Raw genomic sequence first — 8,163 nt, forward strand, 5'->3', positions numbered from 1 at the left:
TCCCGGCGCCTGGGCCACGATGGGCGCGGGAGGCCGAGTTGAGCGACGCATGGGTGGCCCTTGAGTCCGGCGCGGATCCGGCGGAGCGGATCGGCGTGCTGCGGCGGGCGTACGACGCGTATGTGACGGCGGGGCGGGTCGAGCGCCCGGTGCGTTCCGTGGTGGCCGACTCCTGGCATCGCTCGGCGCGGGCCCAGGTCAGCCCGGACGGCACGGCGGGCGTCGAGCTGGACGCCGACGCGCTGTCCGCGTATCGCGAAGGCCATCCGCTGGCACGGGTGATGTCCCTGGTCAGGGAGCTGACGGGCGCCTACGCGCAGGACGGCGAGCATCTGGTCGCCGTCTGCGACGCGCACGGGCGGCTGCTATGGGTCGAAGGGCCGCCCGCCACCCGCGGCAAGGCGGGCCTGATGAACTTCGTGCCGGGTGCCCGCTGGGCCGAGGCGGTCGCCGGGACGAACGCCCCCGGCACCGCGATCACCCTCGACCGGCCCGTGCAGGTCTTCGCCGCCGAGCACTTCCGCAGGCCCGTCCAGGCCTGGACGTGTGCGGCGGCCCCGATCCACGATCCGGGCACCGGACGGCTGCTCGGCGCCGTGGACATCACCGGCGGGGACCGGCTGGCGCATCCGCACAGCCTCGCCTTCGTGGGCGCCGTGGCGCGGGCCGCCGAGTCACAGCTCGCGCTGCTCGCCCCGGCGCCGACCGCCGAGCGTGTGCAGCTCTCCGCGCTGGGACGGGACGAGGCACTGCTCGTGGTCGGCGGGCGCAAGCTGCGCCTCAGCCGCCGGCACAGCGAGATCCTGGTCCTGCTGACCCATCGCCCCGAGGGCATCGGCGGCGACGAACTTCTCGTGGAGCTGTACGAGGACGAGTCGGTCACGCCCGTCACGCTGCGGGCAGAGCTGTCCCGGCTGCGCGGTCTGCTCGGCCCCGAACTGCTGCGCTCGCGCCCCTACCGGCTCGCGGTCCGTGTCGACGCCGACTTCGGCACGGTGACGCGGCGTCTCGCGTCGGGCGCGGTGACCGGGGCGCTGAGCGCGTACGCGGGTCCGCTGCTGCCCGCCTCGCAGGCGCCAGCGGTGGCGCGGCTGCGCCGGCGTCTGGAGGACCAGCTGCGGGCGGCGCTCGTCGCACGCGGCGATACGGGGCTGCTGGCCGACTGGGCCTACAGCCCGTGGGGCGAGGACGATCTCGTGGTGTGGCGGGCTCTCGCCGACGCGCTCCCTCTGCCGCAGCGCCCCTCCGCGCTGGCGCGCGTGCGTGAGCTGGACGCCTGGCAGAGGTCGTGACCGCGGACGTCCGGCGCGCCACAGACTTCATTCGAACATCTGGACGGCGTTCTTCCGCCACCGGATGACGGTTCCCGCACTGCGAACACGGGCCGACCTCCTTACTGTCAATGGGTGGAGCACCACAGGGCATGTCCCGGCCGGGCCCGTGTCGGGTGCCCGCCCATGTGAACCCGGAGGATTCCCCATGCCGGAGCTGTTCATCGGCGGTAAGTGGACCGCCGCGGTGGACGGGCACGTACGTGAGATCCGCTGCCCCGCGGACGGCACCCTGGTCGCGACCGTGGACGAGGGCGGGCCGAAGGATGCCGCCGCAGCGATCGCCGCCGCCCGTGACGCCTTCGACCGCGGCCCGTGGCCCGCCACCCCGGCCGCCGAACGAGGCAGGCTGCTGCTGCGCGTCGCCGACCTGCTGGAACGCGACAAGGACGCACTCGCCCGCGCCGAATCCCTGGACACCGGGAAGCGGCTGGTGGAGAGCGAGTACGACATGGACGACATCGCGGGCTGTTTCCGCTACTTCGGCAGCCTGACGGCCTCGGGCGGCAGCGACCGGATCGTCGACACGGGCAATCCCGACGCGGACAGCAGAGTGGTGCACGAGCCGGTCGGCGTGTGCGCGCTGATCACTCCGTGGAACTATCCGCTGCTGCAGACCGCGTGGAAGGTCGCCCCGGCGCTCGGCGCGGGCAACACCTTCGTACTCAAACCCAGCGAGCTGACCCCCCACACCGCCATCATCCTGATGCGCCTGCTGTCCGAGGCCGGGCTGCCGGACGGGGTGGCCAATCTGGTGCTCGGCGCGGGTCCCACCGCGGGCGCGCCGCTGAGCGAGGATCCGCGGGTCGATCTGGTGTCGTTCACCGGCGGTCTGCTGACGGGACGGCGCATCATGGCGGCCGCCGCGCCGACCGTGAAGAAGGTCGCCCTGGAGCTGGGCGGCAAGAACCCCAACATCGTCTTCGCGGACGCCGACTTCGACGCGGCGGTCGACTACGCGCTGATGGCGGTGTTCCTGCACTCCGGCCAGGTCTGCTCGGCCGGTGCCCGGCTGCTGGTCCAGGAGGAGTTGCACGACATGTTCGTCGACGCGGTGGTGGCGCAGGCGAGGCAGATCCGGCTCGGCGGACCCTTCGACGAGAACGCCCGCACCGGGCCGCTGATCTCCGCCGCTCACCGGGACAAGGTCGAGGGGTATGTCGCCGCCGGGCTCGCCGAGGGCGCGGTGCTGCGCTGCGGCGGCGCACGGCCAGACGACCCGGCGCTGCGCGAGGGCTTCTACTACCTGCCGACCGTGCTGGACGAGTGCACGCCGGGCATGTCGGTGGTGCGGGACGAGTCGTTCGGTCCGGTGCTCACCGTCGAGACGTTCCGCGACGAGGAGGAGGCGGTCGCGCTCGCCAACGACACCGTCTACGGGCTGGCCGGGGCCGTCTGGTCGCAGGACGTCGGCCGGGCGCACCGGGTGGCGTCCCGGATCCGCGCCGGAACCGTATGGATCAACGACTTCCATCCGTACGTCCCGCAGGCCGAGTGGGGCGGTATGAAACAGTCCGGCTTCGGCCGTGAACTGGGCCCCGCGGGACTCGCGGAGTACCAGGAGGCCAAGCACGTCTGGCGCAATCTCGCGCCGCGCCCCCAGAGGTGGTTCGCATGAGCGGCGGCACCGGCGGCGGGCCGGACCCGTCAAGTCGCCACGACGTCCGTCTCGCCCAGGGCAAGCACGACGACGACGCGCTCGGCGAACTCGGCTACAAGCCCGAACTCAAGCGCACCCTCGGCAACTTCCACACCTTCGCCGCCGGGATCAGCTACATCTCGATCCTGACCGGCACCTTCCAGCTCTTCTACTTCGGTGTCGCCTTCGGCGGCCCCGCCTACTGGTGGTCCTGGCCGATGGTCTTCGTCGGACAGCTGATGGTGGCGCTCTGCTTCTGCGAGCTCGCCGCCCGCTACCCGGTGGCCGGGTCCGTCTACAACTGGTCCAAGACCATGGGCGGCCCGCACGTCGGCTGGCTCGGCGGCTGGATGATGATGACGGCCACCATGGTGACGCTCTCCGCCGTGGCCCTCGCCTACCAGATCACGCTGCCGCAGATCGACGAGTGGTTCCAGTTCGTCGGTGACGGCACCGGCAAGACCGACGCCGCCGCCAACGCCGTACTGCTGGGCACGGTGCTCATCCTCTTCACCACCGTCGTCAACGCCTTCGGCGTCAAACTCATGGCCACCATCAACTCCGCCGGCGTCTTCATCGAGCTGATCGCCGCCGTGGCCCTGATCATCTTCCTCGCGGCGCACATCACCCGGGGCCCCAGCACCGTCCTGACCGACACATACGGGCTCGGGAGCGGCGACACCCTCGGCTACTTCGGCGCGTTCCTCACCGCGTCACTGGCATCGGCGTATGTGATGTACGGCTTCGACACGGCATCCTCGCTCGGCGAGGAGTCGCACGATCCGAGCCGCAACGCGCCGCGCGCCATCCTGCGCGCCGTGATCGCGTCCTTCATCATCGGCGGGCTGATTCTGCTCTTCGCGCTGATGGCCGTGCCCAATCTCGCCGCGAAGCAGCTGGGGACGGAAGGACTGCAGTACGTGGTCCTCGAGACCCTCGGCTCGACAATCGGCGAGATCTTCCTGTGGTGCGTCGTCGTCGCGATCACCGTGTGCGCCCTGGCCGTTCAGGCCGCAGGAATCCGGCTGATGTTCGCGATGGCACGCGACAACAACCTGCCCGCGGGATCGCTGCTGGCGCGGGTCAGCCCGCGCTTCAAGACGCCTGTCGTGCCCGCCGTGGTGATCGGCGTGGTGGGGGTGGTCATCCTGGTCATCAACATCAACCAGCCGCAGATCTTCTCGGTGATCACGAGCATCGCGGTCATCATGATCTATCTGGCCTATCTGATGGTCACCCTCCCCATGCTGCTTCGGCGGCTGCGCGGCAGGTGGCACCCGGCCGAGGGGAAGTTCTCGCTCGGCCGGTTCGGACTGCCCGTCAACATCCTGGCCGTGGTGTGGGGCCTGGGCATGTCCATCAACCTCGCCTGGCCGCGCGCCGATGTCTACAACGCCACGGGTCCCCAGCACTGGTACCTGCGCTGGGGCGCGTTCTTGTTCATCGGTGTGGTCGCGCTCGGCGGCTTCGCCTACTACTGGTTCGTGCAGCGCCACCGTACGGGCGTACTCGCCGAACACCGCGCCGTCGCCGCGGACGAACCGCCGGCCACCGCCACCCCCTGACGTCCCGATCGGACGTCCCGACCTTGGCCTCCCGATACTGGAGCTGCGATGTCCGCACAGAGCCCCGCCCACGAGTTCGACTACGTGGTGGTCGGCGGCGGCACGGCCGGAGCCGTGGTCGCCGCAAGGCTGACCGAGGACCCGGAGTCGAGCGTCTGCGTGATCGAGGCCGGGCCCTGCGACGTCGGCGACGACAGCATCCTCAGACTCGACCGGTGGATGACCCTGCTGGAGTCGGGTTACGACTGGGACTATCCGGTGGAGCCGCAGGAGAACGGCAACAGCTTCCTGCGGCACGCCCGCGCCAAGGTGCTCGGCGGCTGCTCCTCGCACAACTCCTGCATCGCCTTCTGGGCTCCGGCGGAGGACCTGGACGAGTGGGGCGCGATGGGGTGCACGGGCTGGAGCGCCAAGGACTGTTTTCCGCTCTACCAGCGTCTGGAGTCCAATGACGCGCCCGGCGAGCACCACGGCCGAACGGGCCCGGTCACCATCCGCACCGTACCGCCGAACGACCCGTGCGGGAGAGCGCTGCTCGCGGCCTGCGAGGCGGCGGGCATCCCCACCACGCCGTTCAACACCGGCACCACGGTGGTACGCGGGGCGAACTGGTTCCAGATCAACGCCCGCTCCGACGGCACCCGTTCGTCCGCGTCGGTGTCCTACCTCCACCCCGTTCTCGGCAAGCGGCCAAACCTCGAACTACGCACCGGGCTGCAGGCCAAGCGGCTGCTCTTCGGCGACCAAGGACGCTGCACCGGCGTCGAGTACCTGGAACCAGACACCATCCACAGCGGGTCGGTCACGGCCCGCCGCGAGGTCATCGTCTGCTGCGGGGCCATCGACTCGCCCAAGCTGCTGATGCTGTCGGGCATCGGACCCGCCGGGCATCTGCGCGACTGCGGCGTCGACGTACGGGTCGACTCCCCCGGTGTCGGCTCCCATCTCCAGGACCACCCCGAGGGCGTGATCATGTGGGAGGCGAAGCAGCCCATGGTCACTTCGTCGACGCAGTGGTGGGAGATCGGCATCCTCGCCGACACCGAGCCCGGCCTGGACCGGCCGGACCTGATGCTCCACTACGGCTCGGTGCCGTTCGACATGAACACCTACCGGCGCGGCTATCCGACCTCCGACAACGCCTTCTGCCTCACACCGAATGTCACCCGCGCCCGGTCCACGGGCACGGTCCGGCTGCGCACGCGCGACTTCCGGGACAAGCCGAAGGTCGACCCGCGCTACTTCACTCACGAGCACGACATCCGGGTGATGACCCACGGCCTGCGGCTCGCCCGCGAGATCGCCGCCCAGGCCCCGCTGGCCGAGTGGGCCGGCACGGAACTCGCTCCGGGGCCGTCGCTGGGGAGCGACGACGAGCTCTTCTCGTACATCCGCGAGACCCACAACACGGTCTACCACCCGGCGGGCACCGTGCGGATGGGCGCTGCGGACGACGCGGACTCGCCGCTCGATCCTCAGCTGCGGGTCAAGGGAGTCACCGGGCTGCGCGTGGCCGACGCGTCGGTGATGCCGCTCCTGCCCGCGGTCAATCCGTGCATCACGACGATGATGATCGGCGAGAAGTGCGTGGATCTGATCCGGTCGAGCTGAGTGACGACCGTCGTGCAACGTCGTCGCAACCTCCCGGCTCCTAGCCTCGCGGCGAGCGCCGTCCAAAGGCGGGCGGCACCCTCACCGGGAGGCCTTGGAGATGACCCGATACGCAGCGCCGGGCAGCGACGGCGCGATCGTCGCGTACCAGTCCCGCTACGACCACTGGATCGGCGGCGAGTACGTCGCACCGGCCCGCGGCCAGTACTTCGAGAACCCGAGCCCGGTCAACGGCCGCCCCTTCACCGAGATCGCGCGCGGCACAGCCGAGGACATCGAACGCGCCCTGGACGCGGCCCACTCGGCGGCCCCCGCCTGGGGCCGCACGTCGGCGGGCGACCGCTCCGCCCTCCTGCTGAAGATCGCCGACCGGATGGAGGCTCATCTGGAGGAACTGGCGGTCGCCGAAAGCTGGGAGAACGGCAAGCCGGTCCGCGAGACCCTGGCCGCCGACATCCCGCTCGCCATCGACCACTTCCGCTACTTCGCGGGCGCGCTGCGCGCCCAGGAAGGCTCGCTCAGCGAGGTCGACGACGACACGATCGCGTACCACTTCCACGAGCCGCTGGGCGTGGTCGGCCAGATCATTCCCTGGAACTTCCCGATCCTGATGGCGGTGTGGAAGCTGGCGCCCGCCCTGGCGGCAGGCAACGCGGTGGTACTCAAACCCGCCGAACAGACCCCGGCCTCCATCCACTTCTGGCTGAGCCTGGTCGCCGATCTTCTGCCCCCGGGCGTCGTCAACATCGTCAACGGCTTCGGCGTGGAGGCGGGCAAGCCGCTCGCCTCCAGCCCGCGCGTCGCGAAGATCGCGTTCACCGGCGAGACCACGACGGGGCGGCTGATCATGCAGTACGCCTCCGAGAACATCAGGCCGGTCACCCTGGAGCTCGGCGGCAAGTCGCCGAACATCTTCTTCGACGACGTCTGGGCGGCCGACGACGACTTCCGCGACAAGGCGCTCGAAGGCTTCACCATGTTCGCCCTCAACCAGGGCGAGGTGTGCACATGCCCGTCGCGGGCGCTGATCCAGCGGGGCCACTACAGCGAATTCCTGGAGGCGGGCATCGCCCGCACGGAGAAGATCGCGCCGGGCCACCCCCTGGACACCGACACAATGATCGGCGCGCAGGCGTCCAACGACCAGCTCCAGAAGATCCTTTCATATCTGGACATCGGCCAGCAGGAGGGCGCGAAGATCCTGACGGGCGGTCAGCGCATCGAGTACGACGGCGAGTTGGCCGGGGGCTACTACGTCCAGCCCACGATCTTCGAGGGCGACAACCGCATGCGGGTCTTCCAGGAGGAGATCTTCGGCCCGGTCGTCGCCGTCACGTCCTTCTCGGACTTCGACGACGCAATCACAACGGCGAACGACACGCTGTACGGGCTCGGCGCGGGCGTCTGGACGCGTGACATCAACACCGCGTACCGAGCGGGCCGCGCCATCCAGGCGGGCCGGGTCTGGACGAACTGCTACCACGCGTATCCGGCGCATGCGGCGTTCGGCGGCTACAAGCAGTCGGGGATCGGCCGCGAGAACCACAAGATGATGCTGGAGCACTACCAGCAGACGAAGAATCTTCTGGTGTCGTATTCGCCGAAGAAGCTGGGCTTCTTCTAGACGCACGAGAAAAGGCGCCTGAGCTGGGTTTTCACCCGTCAGGCGCCTTTCGCTCAGCCCGCTCTCGACCGAGCCCGGCTTGCCCGCTAACTCCCAATTCCTCCCACTGATGCACCCCTCCTGACCAGTGCTTCCGGACCAGTCGCGGACCAAACCCCTGGTTCAGCCCTCCGGTGCGTCACCTCGGCTGACGCGCAGCTTCCTGCCGGGTCGAGTCCCTGCTGCACGCGGCGGATCACGAACTGCCGCTGGTGCACGGCCTGGTGGACGGGTCAGCGGCCCTCGCCTACTGGGAGGGCCGTGGAACGTGCCGGGGTGACGGCGGGCCCGCTGCACCTGCTGGGCCACACCGTCGGGCCGGATGAGCTGGCGGGAGTGCGGACCGTTTCCTGA

The 8,163-nt window shown here is 70.0% G+C and carries 5 protein-coding genes; all 5 read left to right on the forward strand.

All coding sequences use genetic code 11. The features are described from left to right. Positions 1-38: 38 nt before the first annotated feature. The 5 genes from OG905_RS04915 (at position 39) to exaC (ending at position 7,770) form a co-directional block, all read left to right on the forward strand. Positions 39-1,292 (forward strand): GAF domain-containing protein, encoded by a 1,254-nt coding sequence (locus OG905_RS04915; RefSeq protein WP_328666366.1) that lies wholly within the window; start codon positions 39-41, stop codon positions 1,290-1,292. 187 nt (positions 1,293-1,479) lie between these two features. Next, entirely contained in the window at positions 1,480-2,949 is a 1,470-nt protein-coding gene (locus OG905_RS04920; protein WP_328666367.1) for an aldehyde dehydrogenase family protein, read from the forward strand. Then, complete coding sequence (locus tag OG905_RS04925; RefSeq protein WP_328666368.1) at positions 2,946-4,535, forward strand: APC family permease; 1,590 nt, start codon at positions 2,946-2,948, stop codon at positions 4,533-4,535. Before OG905_RS04920 ends, OG905_RS04925 begins: the two co-directional genes overlap by 4 nt. 48 nt (positions 4,536-4,583) lie before the next feature. Then, entirely contained in the window at positions 4,584-6,146 is a 1,563-nt protein-coding gene (locus OG905_RS04930) for a GMC family oxidoreductase (protein WP_328666369.1), read from the forward strand. Positions 6,147-6,246: 100 nt separating this feature from the next. Continuing rightward, positions 6,247-7,770: an acetaldehyde dehydrogenase ExaC gene (exaC, locus tag OG905_RS04935; RefSeq protein WP_328666370.1), complete on the forward strand. Its 1,524-nt coding sequence runs from the start codon at positions 6,247-6,249 to the stop codon at positions 7,768-7,770. Positions 7,771-8,163: the final 393 nt, after the last annotated feature.

Source organism: Streptomyces sp. NBC_00322 (genome assembly GCF_036147535.1).
Classification (GTDB): Bacteria; Actinomycetota; Actinomycetes; order Streptomycetales; family Streptomycetaceae; genus Streptomyces.